The organism is Parendozoicomonas verongulae, from assembly GCF_009711465.1.
Taxonomy (GTDB): Bacteria; Pseudomonadota; Gammaproteobacteria; order Pseudomonadales; family Endozoicomonadaceae; genus Sansalvadorimonas; species Sansalvadorimonas verongulae.
Map to the genome: position 1 here is coordinate 1 of NZ_SMME01000461.1, position 931 is coordinate 931.

The 931-nt window shown below is 54.0% G+C and carries 2 protein-coding genes; both read right to left on the reverse strand.

Going from position 1 to position 931, the window contains the following annotated elements; translation table 11 throughout:
- On the reverse strand, positions 1 to 700 hold a 700-nt coding region (locus E1189_RS01025; protein WP_155158260.1), incomplete at its 3' end, for a hypothetical protein.
- On the reverse strand, positions 700 to 931 hold a 232-nt coding region (locus tag E1189_RS22555), incomplete at its 5' end, for a hypothetical protein (RefSeq protein ID WP_230459904.1). The genes E1189_RS22555 and E1189_RS01025, both read right to left, overlap by 1 nt.

Below are 931 nucleotides of genomic sequence, written 5' to 3' on the forward strand. Positions count from 1 at the left end.
GATGCTTGTCAGCCGAAACGGCTCGCACTTGCCGGGAGCGGGCCACACCATCCACTAGCGTCTTACCCATAACGTGGGTGTAACCGGAATAGTCACCGGTCTGTGGAATCAGCACCGGCACTGCGCCGCCCGTGGTGTTCCAGATAGCGGTATCTATACCGGGATAGCTCGATGCCTGAGTATCCGTCGCGGATACATCAACCTTGGAATTTTGAGCACCCGTGCACCAATACGTGCGCCGTCCACTATCCAGATTCTCGTTAACGATGAGGTTGACCATATCGTTGACGTTGATCCTGAAGGTATTCCAATCATAAAACGCATCGGTAAACTCCAGCCGGACATTTTCTATCAGGGTGTCGTACTGTGAAGAGCTGCCATCAGACTGGGCAAAGTAACGGATCTTACGGCTTTCCAAGTAGTAGCCCATGATGATATGGATGTTTTTCAGTGATCCCCACCAGCGTTGACAAAGGTAATTCTGCTCATGTTTGGCGTTACTAATGACATGACCCTTACCATCAATCCTGGCCCGCACTTGGTAATAACCACCGATGACCATTCCGCCCATGTCGATGTCATTAGTCACTTCATAGTAAGTGCCGGGAGTACCCTGATCTTTGAAGGCATCCCGAAACTGCTCAGGCGTCTGAATCAGGTAAGGACTCTCTGCGGTTCCACTTCCGATGTAGGTCGCCATTAGTCTGCGTCTCCCCTGACTTGTAATGTGAACTGGTCATCCTGCCGGGTGCCCTGACCGGCGAGGGTTGTGCGCACCAACCACAACGGAGCCAGCGCCCCCTCGGTATTGAACCGGAGCACGTTACCGGTGGCCCAGCCTGATCCCCAGCCTTCCGCTTCAATCGTCCAGTACGGAGTGCCCGTTTCCGGGTTATTGGGTGTGGTGTCGCTGGCAATGGAACCGGCTCCG